This is a genomic window from Cylindrospermopsis curvispora GIHE-G1 (assembly GCF_014489415.1).
Taxonomy (GTDB): Bacteria; Cyanobacteriota; Cyanobacteriia; order Cyanobacteriales; family Nostocaceae; genus Raphidiopsis; species Raphidiopsis curvispora_A.
On sequence record NZ_CP060822.1, the window covers coordinates 1,203,186 to 1,221,349 of the forward strand.

17 protein-coding genes and 3 rRNA genes are annotated in these 18,164 nt (G+C 43.1%); 14 read left to right on the top strand and 6 right to left on the bottom strand.

The features are described from left to right. Positions 1-150 precede the first annotated feature (150 nt). Complete coding sequence (locus IAR63_RS05655) at positions 151-1,017, top strand: branched-chain amino acid ABC transporter permease (RefSeq protein ID WP_187706899.1); 867 nt, start codon at positions 151-153, stop codon at positions 1,015-1,017. 43 nt (positions 1,018-1,060) lie between these two features. Here IAR63_RS05655 and psaX read toward each other — a convergent pair whose 3' ends face one another. The 4 genes from psaX to IAR63_RS05675 all read right to left on the bottom strand — a co-directional run bounded on the left by psaX (position 1,061) and on the right by IAR63_RS05675 (position 6,141). Further along, a complete protein-coding gene (gene psaX, locus IAR63_RS05660) occupies positions 1,061-1,177 on the bottom strand; it encodes a photosystem I protein PsaX (protein WP_040007874.1) in 117 nt (38 codons plus the stop codon). Between the two features lie 224 nt (positions 1,178-1,401). Continuing rightward, positions 1,402-1,519 (bottom strand): 5S ribosomal RNA (gene rrf / locus IAR63_RS05665). A gap of 77 nt (positions 1,520-1,596) precedes the next feature. After that, positions 1,597-4,417 (bottom strand): 23S ribosomal RNA (locus IAR63_RS05670). 236 nt (positions 4,418-4,653) lie between these two features. Beyond that, a 16S ribosomal RNA gene (locus tag IAR63_RS05675) occupies positions 4,654-6,141 on the bottom strand. The 16S, 23S and 5S rRNA genes sit together here, the layout of an rRNA operon. Positions 6,142-6,630: 489 nt before the next feature. On the opposite strand from IAR63_RS05675, the gene ctpC reads away from it, so the two are divergent. Next, on the top strand, positions 6,631-7,896 hold the full coding sequence (gene ctpC / locus IAR63_RS05680; RefSeq protein WP_187706900.1) for a carboxyl-terminal processing protease CtpC: 1,266 nt from the start codon (positions 6,631-6,633) through the stop codon (positions 7,894-7,896). A gap of 55 nt (positions 7,897-7,951) precedes the next feature. Here ctpC and IAR63_RS05685 read toward each other — a convergent pair whose 3' ends face one another. Beyond that, a complete protein-coding gene (locus IAR63_RS05685; protein ID WP_096543428.1) occupies positions 7,952-8,218 on the bottom strand; it encodes a hypothetical protein in 267 nt (88 codons plus the stop codon). A gap of 865 nt (positions 8,219-9,083) precedes the next feature. On the opposite strand from IAR63_RS05685, the gene gvpA (IAR63_RS05690) reads away from it, so the two are divergent. From gvpA (IAR63_RS05690) to IAR63_RS05735, 10 genes are all read left to right on the top strand, one after another. Beyond that, positions 9,084-9,299, top strand: a complete 216-nt coding sequence (gvpA, locus tag IAR63_RS05690; protein WP_057178839.1) for a gas vesicle structural protein GvpA — start codon at positions 9,084-9,086, stop codon at positions 9,297-9,299. A gap of 96 nt (positions 9,300-9,395) precedes the next feature. Then, complete coding sequence (gene gvpA / locus IAR63_RS05695; RefSeq protein WP_057178839.1) at positions 9,396-9,611, top strand: gas vesicle structural protein GvpA; 216 nt, start codon at positions 9,396-9,398, stop codon at positions 9,609-9,611. A 96-nt stretch (positions 9,612-9,707) separates the two neighbouring features. Beyond that, entirely contained in the window at positions 9,708-9,923 is a 216-nt protein-coding gene (gene gvpA / locus IAR63_RS05700) for a gas vesicle structural protein GvpA (RefSeq protein WP_057178839.1), read from the top strand. Between the two features lie 96 nt (positions 9,924-10,019). Beyond that, positions 10,020-10,235 carry a gas vesicle structural protein GvpA gene (gene gvpA / locus IAR63_RS05705; RefSeq protein ID WP_057178839.1) on the top strand — a complete coding sequence of 72 codons (216 nt, stop codon included), beginning with the start codon at positions 10,020-10,022 and terminating at the stop codon, positions 10,233-10,235. 105 nt (positions 10,236-10,340) lie between these two features. Continuing rightward, the gene (gene gvpC, locus IAR63_RS05710) at positions 10,341-11,003 is read left to right on the top strand and encodes a gas vesicle protein GvpC (protein WP_187706901.1); all 663 of its coding nucleotides are present in this window, start codon (positions 10,341-10,343) and stop codon (positions 11,001-11,003) included. Between the two features lie 307 nt (positions 11,004-11,310). After that, the gene (gene gvpN / locus IAR63_RS05715; RefSeq protein ID WP_096543425.1) at positions 11,311-12,492 is read left to right on the top strand and encodes a gas vesicle protein GvpN; all 1,182 of its coding nucleotides are present in this window, start codon (positions 11,311-11,313) and stop codon (positions 12,490-12,492) included. A gap of 15 nt (positions 12,493-12,507) precedes the next feature. Then, positions 12,508-13,122, top strand: coding sequence for a gas vesicle protein (locus IAR63_RS05720; protein ID WP_187706902.1), 615 nt, complete (start codon positions 12,508-12,510; stop codon positions 13,120-13,122). 49 nt (positions 13,123-13,171) lie between these two features. Next, the gene (locus IAR63_RS05725; protein ID WP_085729043.1) at positions 13,172-13,645 is read left to right on the top strand and encodes a gas vesicle protein K; all 474 of its coding nucleotides are present in this window, start codon (positions 13,172-13,174) and stop codon (positions 13,643-13,645) included. A 115-nt stretch (positions 13,646-13,760) separates the two neighbouring features. Next, the gene (gene gvpF, locus IAR63_RS05730; RefSeq protein ID WP_187706903.1) at positions 13,761-14,504 is read left to right on the top strand and encodes a gas vesicle protein GvpF; all 744 of its coding nucleotides are present in this window, start codon (positions 13,761-13,763) and stop codon (positions 14,502-14,504) included. A gap of 77 nt (positions 14,505-14,581) precedes the next feature. Beyond that, entirely contained in the window at positions 14,582-14,938 is a 357-nt protein-coding gene (locus tag IAR63_RS05735; RefSeq protein WP_187706904.1) for a gas vesicle protein GvpG, read from the top strand. A 127-nt stretch (positions 14,939-15,065) separates the two neighbouring features. On the opposite strand, the gene IAR63_RS05740 is transcribed toward IAR63_RS05735, so the two are convergent. Beyond that, positions 15,066-15,380: a gas vesicle protein gene (locus IAR63_RS05740; RefSeq protein ID WP_096543417.1), complete on the bottom strand. Its 315-nt coding sequence runs from the start codon at positions 15,378-15,380 to the stop codon at positions 15,066-15,068. Positions 15,381-15,553: 173 nt separating this feature from the next. Between IAR63_RS05740 and IAR63_RS05745 the strand changes: the two genes are divergently transcribed. Together IAR63_RS05745 and IAR63_RS05750 are read left to right on the top strand one after the other, a co-directional pair. Continuing rightward, positions 15,554-16,240, top strand: a complete 687-nt coding sequence (locus IAR63_RS05745; RefSeq protein WP_096543416.1) for a GvpL/GvpF family gas vesicle protein — start codon at positions 15,554-15,556, stop codon at positions 16,238-16,240. Between the two features lie 34 nt (positions 16,241-16,274). Then, positions 16,275-18,161, top strand: a complete 1,887-nt coding sequence (locus tag IAR63_RS05750; protein ID WP_235678362.1) for an ArsA family ATPase — start codon at positions 16,275-16,277, stop codon at positions 18,159-18,161. The last annotated feature ends 3 nt before the right edge of the window (positions 18,162-18,164 follow it).

The following is an 18,164-nucleotide window of genomic DNA, read 5'->3' on the forward strand; positions in this document are numbered from 1 at the left end:
GGAGATAAATAGGGGTTATACTTTCATATATTGATCTCCACACTGTGTATATTAACACAGAAATTGATTTTTCTTACTAGCTCCGTGTGAAATATAACTTATGATATTCATAGTTTGACATTGATGTTAGGATCTGAGTAAAGTAACTTTATGGATGCACAACTAGCTCAATTAATTATTAATGGAATTGCAGTAGGTAGTATTATTGCCTTAGCAGCAGTGGGACTAACACTCACTTATGGAATTTTAAGAATATCGAATTTTGCCCATGGGGACTTTTTAACGTTAGGGGCATATTTTACCTGGGTTATAAACGGGTGGGGAATGAACATTTGGTTATCAATGGTTGTTGCAGCCATATTAACCGTGATAGCGATGTTACTAACGGAGAAGATATTGTGGTCAAGAATGAGAATATTACGTGCCACATCTACCACCCTGATTATCATCTCCATTGGACTGGCCCTATTTGTCCGTAACGGGATTATTTTTCTTTGGGGGGGTAAAAACCAAAATTATAATCTTCCGGTAATTCAGGCCCTGGACATAGGCGGTTTGAAAATACCACAAAATCAATTACTGGTTTTAGTCCTAGCCATACTAGCGATTCTATTCCTGCACTACATATTACAGAATACTAAAATTGGTAAGGCTATGCGAGCAGTAGCGGATGACCTAGATTTAGCCAGGGTTTCTGGGATTAACGTAGAACGAGTAATTCTTTGGACTTGGATCATTGCAGGTAGCTTGACCTCCCTGGGTGGTAGTATGTATGGTTTAATTACTGCTGTTCGTCCCAACATGGGCTGGTTTTTGATTTTACCCTTATTTGCGTCAGTAATTTTAGGGGGAATTGGCAACCCTTATGGTGCCATATTTGCTGCTCTTATTATTGGCATTGTTCAGGAAGTGAGCACTCCCTGGTTAGGATCCCAGTATAAGCAAGGAGTTGCCTTGTTAATTATGATTTTAGTTTTACTCATTCGTCCCAAAGGACTCTTTAAAGGAACAGTTTAGGGGAGGGGTTAGAAACTGGGAGATTCAGTCCCTCTCCACCTACCTACTCAATAATATGGAAATAATAAGCTGCTACTAAAAAGTTGATAGCGAGTAGCAGTATAGCCCAACTGGCCCGGAAAACATAACTGGGTTTGGTTTCTTTTGTTTTAGAAGTCATATTTGACCCTCCTGATTTAATCACATTTCCACAAATACCAAACAGGAGTACCAAATTTCCACTATCTTTAAAAATGTTCAAAGTAATGTTCAAAGTTTAGCTACTTTCCATCTATTTAGGTCTTTGCCAATGGACGGACAAGGTACCTTTAGAGTTACTTCATCTTGGGAAAAACCAAACCGCCCAACCCATAATACATGGAGTGAGCGGTTGTGTAATAATAAACCTGGCATCGAGCTATTTTGACACAGGGCAACCCCCATACTATCGTCGCCGCAACAGCGTTTCACCTCTGAGTTCGGGAAGGGATCAGTGTGGTTCCACCGCACCATAGACACCAGGAAAACTTGTCGGTTTCAAAGTTCCCACTTCAAAACCCTGAAGACTGCATATATTTCGATAAGAATGAATTACCTTTCGAGGTCAAGCCCTCGGTCTGTTAGGACTTCTCTGCTACATACATTACTGTACTTCCACATAAAGCCTATCAACGGGTCTTCTCCCCGTGACCTTACCTACTCTCGTAGTGAGAACACTCATCTTAAGGTGGGCTTCCCACTTAGATGCTTTCAGCGGTTATCCTCTCCGAACTTGGCTACCCAGCGTCTACTCCTGGCGGAATAACTGGTACACCAGCGGTTCGTTCCTCCCGGTCCTCTCGTACTAAGGAGGACTCCTCTCAATGTTCTTTCGCCTGCACCGGATATGGACCGAACTGTCTCACGACGTTCTGAACCCAGCTCACGTACCGCTTTAATGGGCGAACAGCCCAACCCTTGGGACGTACTTCCGCCCCAGGTTGCGATGAGCCGACATCGAGGTGCCAAACCTCCCCGTCGATGTGGACTCTTGGGGGAGATCAGCCTGTTATCCCTAGAGTAACTTTTATCCGTTGAGCGACGGCCATTCCATGCTGCGCCGTCGGATCACTAAGGCCGACTTTCGTCCCTGCTCGACTTGTTGGTCTTGCAGTCAAGCTCTCTTTTTGCCTTTACACTCGTCGCACGGTTTCCAAGCGTGCTGAGAGAACCTTTGCGCGCCTCCGTTACCTTTTAGGAGGCGACCGCCCCAGTCAAACTGCCCACCTGAAACTTTCCTCTCACCGGCTTACGGTGATGAGTTAGAATTCTAGCTTCGCCAGAGTGGTATCTCACCGTTAGCTCCCTTCCCCCCTCAAGGAGAAGTTCTTCGCTTCCCACCTATCCTGCGCAAGCCAAGCCCGAACACAATTCCAGGCTACAGTAAAGCTTCATAGGGTCTTTCTGTCCAGGTGCAGGTAGTCCGTATCTTCACAGACATTCCTATTTCGCCGAGTCTCTCTCTGAGACACCATCCAGATCGTTACGCCTTTCGTGCGGGTCGGAACTTACCCGACAAGGAATTTCGCTACCTTAGGACCGTTATAGTTACGGCCGCCGTTCACCGGGGCTTCGGTCGTCAGCTTCATGTTTCCACTGACCAACTTCCTTAACCTTCCGGCACTGGGCAGGCGTCAGCCCCCATACGTCCTCTTTCGAGTTGGCGGAGACCTGTGTTTTTGGTAAACAGTCGCCTGGATCTCTTCACTGCGACCTGCTTTTCAGCAGGCACCCCTTCTTCCTAAGTTACGGGGCCATTTTGCCGAGTTCCTTAGAGAGAGTTATCTCGCGCCCCTTGGTATTCTCAACCTCCCTACCTGTGTCGGTTTCGGGTACGGGTACTATATGTTCATCACAACCCTAGCTTTTCTTGGCACTTTCCTTCACCACTCGACCGTCGTAACGGTCTTCCCAATCCATTCAGGGCGTGGCTATCTTTCATGCGTCCCTAGTTCTGCTCCCATATTGTAGTCCGGGATTGTTGACCCGGTCTCCATCGACTACGCCTTTCGACCTCGCCTTAGGTCCCGACTAACCCAGAGTGGACGAACCTGCCTCTGGAACCCTTAGGGTTTCGGGGCATTGGATTCTCACCAATGTTTGCGCTACTCAAGCCGACATTCTCACTTCCGTCTCGTCCACAGCTGCTTGCCGCTACTGCTTCTCACTACTACGGAACGCTCCCCTACCGATTATTTCTAATCCCACAGCTTCGGTACATCACTTAGCCCCTTTCATTTTCGGCGCAGGATCGCTTGACTAGTGAGCTATTACGCACTCTTTCAAGGGTGGCTGCTTCTAGGCAAACCTCCTAGTTGTCTTTGCAACCCCACCTCCTTTTTCACTTAGTGATGATTTGGGGACCTTAGCTGGTGGTCTGGGCTGTTTCCCTCTTGACGATGAAGCTTATCCCCCACCGTCTCACTGGCAATGTGTTCCTTGGGTATTCTTAGTTTGCCTCGATTTGGTACCGGTCTCCCAGCCCGCACCGAAACAGTGCTTTACCCCCCAATTTTTTCATTACCGCTGCGCCTCAACACATTTCGGGGAGAACCAGCTAGCTCCTGGTTCGATTGGCATTTCACCCCTAACCACCGCTCATCCGCCGATTTTTCAACATCGGTCGGTTCGGACCTCCACTTGGTTTTACCCAAGCTTCATCCTGGCCATGGTTAGATCACCAGGGTTCGGGTCTATAAATACTGATTATCGCCCTTTTCAGACTCGGTTTCCCTTTGGCTCCAGCATTCCCGCTTTAACCTACCAGTACCTATAAGTCGCCGGCTCATTCTTCAACAGGCACGCGGTCATCCGTTTAATCGGACTCCCACTGCTTGTAAGCTCACGGTTTCATGTTCTTTTTCACTCCCCTCCCGGGGTTCTTTTCACCTTTCCCTCGCGGTACTTGTTCTCTATCGGTCACACAGTAGTATTTAGCCTTACGAGATGGTCCTCGCTGATTCATACGGGATTCCTCGTGCCCCGTACTACTCGGGATTCAGCTTCTATCCTTTGACTTTCGACTACAGGACTTTCACCCCCTCTGGTGCAGTATTTAGCTGCTTCGTCTAGTCTCTGGATTCGATGTTGCTGTCCCACTACCCCAAGAGGTATACCCCTTGGTTTAGGCTCTTCCCCTTTCGCTCACCACTACTGGGGGAATCTCTTTTGATTTCTTTTCCTCTGGCTACTAAGATGTTTCAATTCGCCAGGTTCGCTCTTTCCTGTCTATATATTCAACAGGCAGTGTTCAGGGTTGCCCCATTCGGATATTTCCGGCTCTCTGTTTGCTTCCAACTCCCCGGAACTTTTCGCAGGTAACCACGTCCTTCTTCGCCTCTGTGTGCCTAGGTATCCACCATGAGCCCTTATTAGCTTGACCACTTGGTTCTTCACTTGCTTCTATCTTTCGATTTCGGCTCTCTTATCTATCTATATGCAGTTTTCAAGGTTCTGGCTGGTTTATCACCAGCAGTCTAGGTCTTTCCTAGTTGCTGGGAGTCACCGGAAATATAATACTTTGAAAGAGACTTGACCAATTCTCGACCGACCTAGAGTAGACCATTTGATTCTCTATTCGCCTGCGGCTTTCGATTCCTCAATGGGTAGGTCTCCCTAAAAGGAGGTGATCCAGCCACACCTTCCGGTACGGCTACCTTGTTACGACTTCACCCCAGTCACCAGTCCTACCTTAGGCATCCCCCTCCTTTCGGTTGGGGTAATGACTTCGGGCGTGACCAACTTCCATGGTGTGACGGGCGGTGTGTACAAGGCCCGGGAACGAATTCACTGCAGTATGCTGACCTGCAATTACTAGCGATTCCTCCTTCACGAAGGCGAGTTGCAGCCTTCGATCTGAACTGAGCTACGGTTTCTGGATTCGCTTGCCATCCCTGGCTCGCTGCCCTCTGTCCGTAGCATTGTAGTACGTGTGTAGCCCAAGACGTAAGGGGCATGCTGACTTGACGTCATCCTCACCTTCCTCCGGTTTGTCACCGGCAGTCTCTCTAGAGTGCCCAACTTAATGCTGGCAACTAAAAACGAGGGTTGCGCTCGTTGCGGGACTTAACCCAACATCTCACGACACGAGCTGACGACAGCCATGCACCACCTGTCTCTGCGCTCCCTAAGGCACTCCCAGCTTTCACTGGGATTCGCAGGATGTCAAGTCTTGGTAAGGTTCTTCGCGTTGCATCGAATTAAACCACATACTCCACCGCTTGTGCGGGCCCCCGTCAATTCCTTTGAGTTTCACACTTGCGTGCGTACTCCCCAGGCGGGATACTTAACGCGTTAGCTCCGGCACGGCTCGGGTCGATACAAGCCACGCCTAGTATCCATCGTTTACGGCTAGGACTACTGGGGTATCTAATCCCATTCGCTCCCCTAGCTTTCGTCCCTCAGTGTCAGTTATGGTCTAGCAAAACGCTTTCGCCACCGGTGTTCTTCCTGATATCTACGCATTTCACCGCTACACCAGGAATTCCTTTTGCCCCTACCACACTCTAGTTCTGTAGTTTCCACCGCTTTTATTTGGTTAAGCCAAACTCTTTAACAGCAGACTTTCAGTTCCACCTGCAGACCCTTTACGCCCAATCATTCCGGATAACGCTTGCATCCTCCGTATTACCGCGGCTGCTGGCACGGAGTTAGCCGATGCTTATTCCTCAAGTACCGTCACTTTCTTCTTCCTTGAGAAAAGAGGTTTACGACCCAAGAGCCTTCCTCCCTCACGCGGTATTGCTCCGTCAGGCTTTCGCCCATTGCGGAAAATTCCCCACTGCTGCCTCCCGTAGGAGTCTGGGCCGTGTCTCAGTCCCAGTGTGGCTGATCATCCTCTCAGACCAGCTACTGATCGACGCCTTGGTGGTCCCTTACACCACCAACTAGCTAATCAGACGCGAGCTCATCTCCAGGCGATAAATCTTTCACCTCTCGGCACATCCGGTATTAGCAGTCGTTTCCAACTGTTATCCCCGACCTGGAGCCAGATTCTCACGCGTTACTCACCCGTCCGCCACTAGATGCCTAAGCATCCCGTTCGACTTGCATGTGTTAAGCATACCGCCAGCGTTCATCCTGAGCCAGGATCAAACTCTCCGTTTTGTTAAGTTTGCTTTTAGCTCTACTATTATGATTTGACTAACGAATCCTTCTGCATCGCTAGAATTCGTTAGTTTGAATTTCTTAGACGAGGAATGGTTGTCTTTACTCTTTCAAAGTATTATTTTGTCTCGGTTCGGTTGCGGGGCTTGTTTGCCTCACTCCAACTAATCTAACAACTATCTTTGGGAATGTCAAGTAGTTTTTTGAGATTTTTTGTAAAAAGTCTCTAACCCAGTCGTGACAATAATTTCAGCCTGAATCTTCCCCCAAAAGTCCATAGCGAAGTGAATTTATACCAGCTAATACGTACTTGGACAAAACCCTATAGAAAGGATTAATAGCTAAAAACAGTTTGGTATAACTGTTGGGATTGGGAATCTTTCGATAATCTGCTCATCTCCTCCATTCCAGTGCGGTAGAGTGTCAACTCAATCCTGTGTTATGTTGGTGATGTCACAATTAACTTTTCTACCTGGCATAACTGTCATTATGGTAATTACAAAAAGTAGACTTGTTCTAGGTGCTACAGCTGTGGCTGTTTCTACAATTGCGGTCGCTGGTCTTGGTATTCACTGCCGTGGTCAGGCCTTGTTTCAGTCAAGTCCCAAGGAACTGATAGATGAGGTTTGGCAAATTGTAAACCGCCAATATGTTGACGGTAGTTTTAATCAGGTCAATTGGCAAGCTGTTCGTCAAGAGTACTTAAGCAAGTCCTACGGTGATAAACAGACAGCCTATAAGTCAATTCGCGAAATGCTCAAACGGTTAGGAGACCCCTACACTCGATTTATGGACCCGGATGAGTTTAAAAATATGCAAGTTGATACATCCGGTGAGCTAACAGGTATTGGCATAACTATCAGTCAAGACGAAAAAACTAAACAACTAGTTGTGATTGCTCCTATTGAAGATACACCAGCATTTAAGGTGGGTATCTTAGCAAGAGATGTAATTTTAGAGATTAATGGTAAAACCACTCAGGGTATGGATACCAATCGGGCCGTCTCTTTAATTCGCGGCGAACCGGGAACAAAGGTCAGATTGAAAATCTCGCGAAATGGAAAGACTAAAATATTTGATATTACTAGGGCCAGAATTGAAATTCACCCGGTTAAATTTTCTCAAAAACAAACCCCAGCAGGTAATATTGGTTATATTCGCCTCAATCAATTTAGTGCCAATGCTAGCAAGGAAATGAGAGGTGCTATTGAAAATTTAGAAGCTAGTCTGGTTGATGGCTATATATTAGACTTACGAGGTAATCCGGGTGGACTCCTATATACAAGTATAGACATTGCTCGCATGTGGTTAGATAAGGGAACTATTGTATCTACTATTGACCGACAGGGGGAAAAGCAACGAGAAGCAGCTAGAGATCGGGCCTTAACTGATAAACCTTTAGTTGTATTGGTAGATAAAGGATCCGCCAGTGCTAGTGAAATTCTTTCTGGGGCCCTACAAGATAATAAACGGGCAATGGTGGTAGGTACACAAACCTTCGGCAAAGGTTTAGTTCAATCAGTCCGTCCTTTACGGGATGGGTCGGGACTAGCAGTTACTATTGCTAAGTACCATACCCCCGCTGGTAGAGATATTAATAAGCATGGTATTGATCCCGATGTCGTTGTGGATTTAACCGATGCCCAAAGACAAAATTTGTGGGTGAAGGAACGGGAAAAGCTGGCAACCTTGGAAGATCCCCAATTTGCTAAAGCATTAGACATTTTGGGCAAGGAAATAGCCAAAAATCCCTAGCAATAGACAAAAGTAGGAGGAGGGCAACTTCCCCCCCACAATTTTCTAGCTACACTTAACCTCTAGACACTCGGTTTTCAAATTCCTGGCGAGTGCTTTCAACTACGCTCAAGGCAGATTCATAAATTTCCTCATGATCTTGTTTCAGCCATCCTAAAAGATTAGCCAGTTGAGCATTGCGCAGGTCTAGATCAGCCTGAAAAATTATCGATGCTGCCATGGCCTCAGCATACTCACGCTTGTGCCCTTGAGCTTCTATAGCACTTGCAAGAGCAGCCAGGGCTTGTTTGGTTACAGAAGCTGGATTATTTTCTATAGACATGGTTTTAATTGTAGTTGGATTGGCAAAATTATACTCGGAGATTGGGTAACTGGGAATTAGCATCTTTTATTAAGGAAATGTAAATTATTGTAAATACTTAACAGGTTATAAAGATTTAATTTATACATTTTTTCTTGTGTGAAGCAGGATTTATTTTGATCTTACGCCTTTACAACAACTCAATTTCTTACCGGGATTTGAGCAGGTTACACTCGGTACACAACAATCTAACATCGGCAAGCCATTAGGAGAATTATTACTGGAGTGAATATTGAGATTTATAAATTTCCAATTTTTCCGTTTAAATATGATAAATTTTACCAAGTGTATAACTTGCGTATTCCGTTTTTGTATCAAAATACTTGAAAGACTTTCTATGTAACAAAACTGGTTTATGTCTTAAATTTATACCTTACTAGAAATTATATTGAAACTGAAGTGTTTATTGGCATTACTATATTGGGACTAAAACTGTATTTATACATAAAAAAAGAATAAAACCTTACCATTTCATTTTCTAATCATTTTCTTATACGAGTAACTATTACAAATATTGTAATTAAGTAATTACCGATAAAAATATGGAGTGATTATAGATCCTATTGTAAAGTTTTTTATTTTTATATTGGAAACGCTTTACAAACTAAATGATAAGTGGTATTTATATCTATGGTGGACTACAAACACAATCTCGCGGATTAAGACCGGCTCTGGATAAGCATTTCGAGAGACTGTATTATCCAGCAATTTCCAGGGTTATCCTGTTGGCATGATCTATCATGTAGATTATACCCTGGGCATATTATTCCGTGTGGTTGTTAGAGTCCAGTTCGTTTAACAACAATGAGTTAAAAGGTGCAAAACAATGGCAGTTGAAAAAACCAACTCTTCCTCCAGCTTGGCAGAAGTAATCGACAGAATCCTAGACAAAGGTATCGTAGTAGATGCTTGGGTTCGTGTTTCCTTGGTAGGTATCGAACTATTAGCAGTTGAAGCTCGTATCGTTATCGCTTCCGTAGAAACCTACTTGAAGTATGCAGAAGCAGTAGGGTTAACCCAATCCGCAGCTGTACCTGCTTAATTTTTTTGATTTGAAATTTTACTTGCTAAGGCAGAGCAGCGAGTTTGTTCTGCCCAGTGGTTCCAGAAAACAACAATGAGTTAAAGGTGCAAAACAATGGCAGTTGAAAAAACCAATTCTTCCTCCAGCTTGGCAGAAGTAATCGACAGAATCCTAGACAAAGGTATCGTAGTAGATGCTTGGGTTCGTGTTTCCTTAGTAGGTATTGAACTATTGGCGGTTGAAGCTCGTATCGTTATCGCTTCCGTAGAAACCTACTTGAAGTATGCAGAAGCAGTAGGATTGACCCAATCCGCAGCTGTACCTGCTTAATTTTTTTGATTTGAAATTTTATTTGCTAAGGCAGAGCAACGAGTTTGTTCTGCCCAGTGGTCCCAGAAAACAACAATGAGTTAAAGGTGCAAAACAATGGCAGTTGAAAAAACTAATTCTTCCTCCAGCTTGGCAGAAGTAATCGACAGAATCCTAGACAAAGGTATCGTAGTAGATGCTTGGGTTCGTGTTTCCTTAGTAGGTATTGAACTATTGGCGGTTGAAGCTCGTATCGTTATCGCTTCCGTAGAAACCTACTTGAAGTATGCAGAAGCAGTAGGATTGACCCAATCCGCAGCTGTACCTGCTTAATTTTTTTGATTTGAAATTTTATTTGCTAAGGCAGAGCAACGAGTTTGTTCTGCCCAGTGGTCCCAGAAAACAACAATGAGTTAAAGGTGCAAAACAATGGCAGTTGAAAAAACCAATTCTTCCTCCAGCTTGGCAGAAGTAATCGACAGAATCCTAGACAAAGGTATCGTAGTAGATGCTTGGGTTCGTGTTTCCTTAGTAGGTATTGAACTATTGGCGGTTGAAGCTCGTATCGTTATCGCTTCCGTAGAAACCTACTTGAAGTATGCAGAAGCAGTAGGATTGACCCAGTCCGCAGCTGTACCTGCTTAATTTTTTTATGAGACTACGGCAATAACCAAGTGGTAAGAAGTTCACTAGATCTGTTTTAATCTGGTGAATCTTCTCCCATTGATGTTGATATTTGAGGAGGACTTCATGGTCGCTTTGTTGCAAAAAATCCGACTGGAAAATCAGTCAATATTTCAAGAGGTCAACGATTTTCTTTCCACAAGGAAAAGTAATAGACTTGCGCAAGCTCAGAAGCAAGCCGAGGATTTAAGCCAATTTCGCCAACAACTAGAGCAAGAAATTGATCAGTTCTTAGCAAAAACCGCTCAAGCTCGTCAAGCTCAAGCTCAGGCTCAGTCTCAAGAATTACATCAGTTCCGCTCCCAGCTAGAGCAAGAAACCAATGAGTTTTTGACAAAGACCACTCAAGCTCGCCATGCTCAAGCTCAAAATCAAGCAGCGGCTTTGGATGCTTTCCATAAAGAATTGGAGCAAAGAACAGAAGTGTTTCTAGCAAATACAGCGAAGGCTCGCATTGCCCAAGCTCAGAAACAGGCAGCGGAATTAAGCGCGTTCCACAAAGAACTAGAGCAAAAAACTAGTGCTTTCTTAGCAGATACAGCGAAAGTTCGTATTGAAGAAGCTCAAAAGCAAGCAGCCGAGTTAAGTGCTTTCCACAAAGAACTAGAGCAAAAGACTAGTGCTTTCTTGACAGCTACAACTAGTGACCGCGCTGCCAAAGCAGCTGCCCAAAAAGAGGCACTGCGTCAGTTCCGCCAAGATCTATTTTTGAGTGTTATTGGTGTGTAAGGCGCTAATTGATCAGGCAAAATCTTTGATTTGCCTCCGAATCATCTGCATGCTATTCTAGCAAAACGAAGGCCTCCTAGAGCAACAGTTTTCGAACTGAAGATAGGAGGCACTAAACATATAACAATGAGTTTTAAAGTGCAGTTCTGATGCAGTCGTCCGCACTAGAGTCTAAAGACTGTCGGCCATGGTCTGACAGCAACACGGACCCAGGGGGACTCCTTCAAACTAACCTTGATCCCGCACCTTGATCTCAAACCTAGCATATTTTTTTAGCTAATCTCATTTCCTTACAATTTGTAACCTTATGGCTGTCAGCAACATTAACAATCAGAAAAGAGCAATTCTTCGGGTTCGTCCAGGTCAGTTCGTGATGACACCTGCTATTGAGAAGGTGGCCTTGCGGGCTTTGCTCTATTTGAGATCTGGTTTCCCTGTGCACCTGCGTGGTCCTGCTGGTACAGGTAAAACTACTTTAGCCTTACATTTAGCTCATTGCTTAGATAGACCAGTAATGTTGCTTTTTGGGGATGATGAGTTTAAAAGTTCGGATTTAATTGGCAGTGAGTCCGGTTACACCCATAAGAAGCTTTTAGATAATTATATCCATAGCGTTGTCAAGATTGAGGACGAATTTAGGCAAAACTGGATGGATTCTAGACTAACTTTGGCTTGTCGCGAAGGGTTCACGTTAGTCTACGATGAATTCAACCGGTCCCGCCCAGAAGTAAATAACGTGTTGCTTTCAGCCTTAGAAGAAAAAATTCTCAGTTTGCCACCCAGCAGTAACCAGCCTGAGTATCTTCATGTTAACCCTCAGTTCCGGGTTATTTTCACCTCTAATCCAGAAGAGTACTGTGGGGTCCATTCCACACAGGACGCGCTGATGGATAGATTGGTAACCATTAACATGCCAGAACCTGAGGAGCTAACTCAAACGGAAATATTGGTTCAAAAAACAAATATAGATAAACAATCTGCCAGTTTTATTGTGGATTTAGTTAGGTCATTTAGACTAGCTACCCACGCGGAGAAAACCTCTGGATTGCGTGCTGGTTTGATGATTGCTAAGGTTTGTGCTGACAACGATATTTTGGTCGCAGCAGAAGATCCTACCTTCCGTGAGATTGCTATGGATATTCTGTTCAATCGTAGCAGCTTGCCTGTTGCAGACTGTACAGATATTTTTATGGATCTGCTGAACTTAGATGAACCAGAATTGCCCATAGAAAAAGAATTGAATGGTCATAGGACTGAAGAAGAAAATGGTCATACTGCCATACCAATTGAGGAGATTGAGGGGTTAGTTACAACCAAGGTAGTTCCCTTTGAAAAAGAAGTTTATAACTACCTCTTACAAAAAAGAAGCGAGTCCGTCAATGGGATTAAAAAATTCCTAAACTCGGAATATCACACCGCCCTCAATGCTTTGCGATCTTTAGAGCAGAAAGGTTTGGTGAGTAAAAACAAACGTATTTACACTATTTAACAGAGTTGATCATTTGTGAATTCCCCAATACTACCAACACGTTCCCAGGTAAGCTCCGGTCAAGTTATTAAAACTTCCACCCAAGGTTCGACACTAGCGGACATTCTGGAAAGAGTTTTAGACAAGGGTATTGTTATTGCTGGCGATATTTCTGTGTCTATTGCCTCTACTGAGCTTCTACACATTCGGATTCGCTTATTAATTGCTTCCGTTGATAAAGCCAAGGAGATGGGTATTAATTGGTGGGAGGGTGATCCTTACCTCAGTAGTAAGGCTCAGGGTTTAATTGAGGAAAACAGGGAACTCAGGGGACGTTTAGCTAATTTAGAGTCACAAATAAACCTGCTAACCTCTGATATAGCCAAAACCTCAGTTGAAAAACCAGAATTAGAGGACAATCTGAATCGTGATGATAAAACTCAGGAGCTGAGTGAGGAAATTACGCCAATATCTGTAGACCAGGAGGAACTAGAGGAATATACTATAGTATCAGAGAAACTTCCGGAAAATCTCCAAGAGAATACTGATTATATTGGGGGTTTTAATCAACAGGATCTTGTTTCAGAAGAGACGGAAACCAGTCAACCAGACACTCAAGCTGTTGTAGTATTGGATGATGAGATTGGTTAATTGTCTACTGACCATTGTGAGTGTTTAGGTGACGTTCGTCGGTGAAACTATGGAAATGGCTATCACTCCATTTGATCAGTCCCAGGACTTCTTGCCACCCGCTTCTGGTACCAAGAAGGAAGCGGGTTTGGCTCCCTTGCTATTAACGGTTTTGGAACTAGTGCGCCAATTAATGGAGGCTCAGGTAATTCGTCGTATGGAGGAGAATTGTTTGAGCGACTTGCAGTTGGAGCAAGCTGCAGAAAGTTTACAAAAACTAGAATCTCAGGTTCTCCATCTGTGTGAGGTATTTGATGTTGATCCAGCTGAATTGAATGTGAATTTGGGGGATTTTGGCACGCTCCTACCGCATAAGGGTTCCTATTATCCTGGAGAGGAGGGAACCCAACCTAGCGTGCTGGAACTGTTGGATCGTCTTCTCAATACAGGGGTTGTTGTTGATGGGGAAGTAGATTTGGGACTGGCTAATTTAGATTTAATTCATGCCAAATTACAGCTGGTTTTAACTTCAAAACCAATTTAGGCAAAACCAATTTAGGCAAAACTAACTTGGCTGGTTAATGATTCGGTGTTACTTAGTTATATGGTTATAAGTTAGTTATAATCTGTTTTGAATTGAATTCCCAGGTGTAATTATTATGAGTAGCAATGGACTTTACTTATATGGTATTTTACCAAAACCATTAACACAGGATTTAACATTGGAGGGTTTGGATAAGCAACCAGTTAAAACTCAGGATGTGAATGGGTTTGTTTTTTTATATTCTCATGCTCTCCAAAAGCAGTATTTGGCTTCCCGACGTAATTTGTTAGCTCACGAGAGAGTTTTAGAACAGGTTATGCAAGAGGGGTGTCCGACTCTTTTACCTTTGCGCTTTGGACTGGTTGTAAAAGATTGGCAGGAAATTTCTAATCAATTAATTAATCCATCCCAAAATCAACTACACCAGCTGTTTGAGAAACTAGCAGGACAAAGAGAAGTCAGTGTGAAGATACTTTGGGATACTAAATCAGAGCTGCAAATGATGATGGATTCTAATCCTGACTTAAAGCAGCAACGGGACGCTATGGAAGGGAAGAATTTAAGTATGGATGAGGTGATTCAAATTGGACAACTTATTGAAAGTAATTTGATGGAACGCAAAGAGGCAATAATTCAGGTTTTTCGAGAACAACTACAACCATTTGCTAAAGATGTGGTCGAAAATGAACCCATGATGGAAGAGATGATCTATAATGCGGCATTTTTAATTCCTTGGGATACTGAATCCGCATTTAGCGATCGCGTGGAGTCTATTGACAAACTATTCGGCGATCGCCTACGTATCAGGTACAATAATTTTACAGCTCCCTATACATTTGCCCAATTGTCGCCATCATGAGCGGTGGGAAGAGTTGAGATTTTCTATTAGAGCTGCTGGGAAGAACCATTTTATTTTTGTTATCCAGGAAGTGCCTTATGTTGATGAAACTGTTGCTATCACCCGTAATGGGTCCGATTAATGGGGTAGTATGGATTGCCGAAAAAATCCAAGAACGCACCAATACTGAATTTGATGATCAAGAAAACCTGCACAAAAAATTATTAAACTTGCAGTTATCATTTGATCTAGGGGAAATTGGCGAGGAAGAATTTGAGGAACAAGAGGAAGAAATACTTCTCCAAATCCAGGCCTTAGAAGAAGAAAAGGCCAGTTTAGAACAGGAGGAGTACCTAAATGAGGAAGAAGAAGATTTGATCGAAGAACCCCAATTCAATAATATAAGTACACCCACAATTGCGGAAGAAGATAAAACCTTAGTCTTATCGCGTTAACCAGGGATGAAATCAAAGTTTTCTAAAGCCGTTTATAGATAACCCGCATTTGCGGGTTACATAGTAATTGTCCCAATGCGGGCTTTTTAAGTTTAGTTATGGTCCCTATGGAGCTAGTATTCTGGAGCTAATATTCAATTTCAAAAGTGCTGTAACTAGGAATGTCATTGTGGGTATTTAGTTTAGATAGTATACGAGAACTCAAACGGGGTTGACGGGACACATAGATGCTCTGCTCTGTTGATTCTATTTGGCTATTAAGAAGGTCTAATCGCCTTTGAAGGATAGCAGTTCGTTCTTTAAGACTTAGTAATTCTCTTTGGATACGTTGTTTTTCCGTGACCATTTTATAAAGATCTAATTGGCTAGAAGCATCAGTTTTGGTTCTGGGCATGGTGCTAATTTTGGCCCTAGACATGGCAGCGTTGGGAATGCTTTTCATAAAACTACCTAGAAGTATCCACCTATTATAACTAACTTCTTGTGATTGTAAACTATCAAACCACTGTGAAAGGAATTGTTTCCACTTTTGATTAAGATTAAGTTTATACTTTAGTTATAGCTGAGTTAGAGATCTGGGAGCAATGGGTGACAAAATCCTGTGTAGGTAAAAATATGGAATTAACAGACTTGTACACTTATGCGTTTTTAGAAACGCCCCATTCACCCCTGGTTTTACCACAGGGAGTGAGAGGTCCAGTAACCTTAGTAACAGGTAATCAAGTTTCAGCTCTTGTGGAACCTGGAATATCCCCAGCTTTCTGGGAGAGTGATGATGAAAAGATCGTTCAGATGGCTGTATGTCATGACAGAGTGATTTGTGAGATGTTTGAACAAATAACAGTTTTGCCTTTAAGATTTGGTACATGTTTTGACTCCTTAGATAATTTACTCAAGCACCTAGCATGGCAAGAAAAAGAATATAAATCCCAGCTAGACAAAATCAGAGACAAAACAGAACTAACCTTAAAACTAATTCCCCATACATTTCTAGAACCAGTAGTCAGCGAGAAAGGGGGGAGAAACTACTTTTTAGCCAAAAAGCAAGAGTATGAGAATCAGAAAAACTTTGTCAATACTCAAAACAGAGAAAAACAGAACCTAATTGATTTAATTACCAAAGAATATAACCTACCAGCAGTGGTTCAGGAACAGAAAGAAGGAATAAAAATATATGTTTTGATTAACATAAACGAAAAAATTCACCTAGAGGAAAAATTCTTGAATTGGCAGCAGGCCTGTCCCAGATGGGATTTAGTTTGGGGAGATTGCCTACCACCGTATCATTTTATTGAGCATTAATATTCCAGTTTCTCACCCTATTTTTTTAAATCAAATGTACCAGTACGATAAATTAAATTTAGTCATGTTGAGCGGTAAAGGAGGGGTAGGTAAAACCACCCTATCTTGCTGCTTAGCGCGTTATTGGGCCAGGAAATTTCCAGAAGAGAAAATTCTTCTATTATCAACGGATCCAGCCCATTCTCTAGGGGATGTACTACTGACAAAAGTGACCAATGAACCTCAAGTAGCAGTAGATTTACCGAATTTGAGCATTCAGGCCCTAGATGCTCAAAATCTTCTGTTAGAATTCAAAGCCAAATATAGCCAGTACCTGGAAATTCTAGTAGAAAGAGGAAGTTTAGCAGATGGAGAGGATCTAGCCCCCGTTTGGGATTTAGACTGGCCCGGATTAAATGAACTGATGGGACTACTAGAGATCCAAAGACTGCTGTCGGAGAAAAACGTGGATCGTATAGTAGTGGATATGGCCCCATCCGGACATACGGTGAGCTTGCTAAAACTAAAAGACTTCTTGGACGTAATTTTACACTCCCTAGAATTATTTCAAAAAAAGTATCAAGTTATCACCGAAAGCTTTACTGGAACCTATCAACCGGATGCAGTAGACGACTTTTTGATTGAGTTCAAATTTCAACTATCAGAGAGTAGAAGACTACTGCAAGACAGTCAATTCACGGGGTTTTTAATAGTCGGGATTGCCGAACCAATGTGTTTAGCAGAAACGGAAAGATTCCTAGAACAGTTAAAAACCTTAGAAGTTCCCTTTGGAGGAATTCTAATCAATCGAGTTTTAACAGATCCTAGTATGGATCAGGATCGATATGCGGAACAACAGAACTATGTGCAAAAGTTCCTAAATCTTTCCCCGGGACAACCTGTATTTATTATTCCCCAACAACCCGCCGCCCCTTTAGGTAGTCAAGCACTGGATAAATTAGCTGGAGAAATTCAACATATCAGTCACGTGGAAGAGGTAGCACCACCCATAATTCACTGGCCACAGAGAATACCACCTAGTTTTACTGATTTTCTGGATCAGGGTTGTAAACTAATTATTGTAGGTGGAAAAGGAGGAGTAGGCAAAACAACGGTATCAGCAGCAATGGGTTGGGCCTTTGCTAGTCATTATCCCCAAAAAAATATTAGCGTGATCTCCATAGATCCAGCACATTCTCTTGGGGATGCATTTGGTCAAAAATTAGGACATGATTCCCAACCAATCACTCCCAACCTATGTGGACAAGAAATAGATGCTGACAAAATATTAGACCAGTTCCGTACTGATTATCTGTGGGAATTGGCAGATATGATTAGTGGGGAAGGGACAAACAAGGATACAGAAGTCAACATTGCCTACTTACCGGAAGCATGGAGACAAATTATGTCTCAAGCATTACCGGGTATTGATGAAATGCTATCCTTAATCACAATCACTAACCTTTTAGAAACTAACCAGCAAGATTTGATTATCTTAGACACAGCCCCTACGGGACATCTGTTACAATTTTTATCCATGCCTTCCGCTTTAGGAGACTGGTTATCCTGGATCTTTAAGCTATGGATGAAATATCAGGATGTTTTAGGTCGGGTAGACTTCATTGGTAGATTGCGACAGCTGCGACAACAGGTAGTAAAGGCGCAAAAGAAATTGAAAGACCCCCGTCATACCCAATTTGTAGGTGTAATTCAGGCGGAATCGGCTATCACATCAGAACACGTTCGGTTAACCGCATCTTTAAAAAACATGGGCATTGAGCAAAGGTACGTGGTACAAAATCGCTATACTCAAGCAGTGGAAGTTGACCACAATTTATTTCCTGAACAAACAATTATTCACCTACCCCTGCTACCTAGATCAGTAGAGCCCATGGAAAGAATCAAGGGTGCGGCTAATCTTTTGTTTGCATTTGAGAAATAAAAC